This window comes from Dyella japonica DSM 16301 (assembly GCF_001010355.1).
In the GTDB taxonomy this organism is placed as follows: domain Bacteria; phylum Pseudomonadota; class Gammaproteobacteria; order Xanthomonadales; family Rhodanobacteraceae; genus Dyella; species Dyella japonica.
Window position 1 is genome coordinate 1 of the sequence record NZ_JPLA01000101.1, and the last position, 348, is coordinate 348.

Sequence of the window (348 nt, forward strand, 5' to 3'; positions counted from 1 at the left end):
TTTATCGTAGTCCATGCGACATCTACCTGTTCGCATGTGCATACCCGCAATTTCATCGCACTTGTCTTGTGCAAGGCTACGGGAATCCATCCTACCTGAATGACCTTTAACATGACGGAACTGGAAACTAAGCCTATTCTCAACAATAGTGTCCATGAACCATTTATATATTTGTTGCTCTTCTCCTCTTGGTGGACGTTTACCTTCGAACATGTGGATAGCTGCTTTGCAATCCGTCTGAAATAATATAACGTCGTTTGTGTAGATAAGTCCAGCCTCTATACCGTGATATAAACCGTTAGCTACTGCAATACATTCAACTACGGTATTATCCGTGTGACCATGTGC

1 protein-coding gene is annotated in these 348 nt (G+C 42.5%); it reads right to left on the reverse strand.

Going from position 1 to position 348, the window contains the following annotated elements:
• On the reverse strand, nucleotides 1-213 hold a 213-nt coding region (locus tag Y882_RS20570), incomplete at its 3' end, for a hypothetical protein (RefSeq protein WP_211259218.1).
• Nucleotides 214-348: the final 135 nt, after the last annotated feature.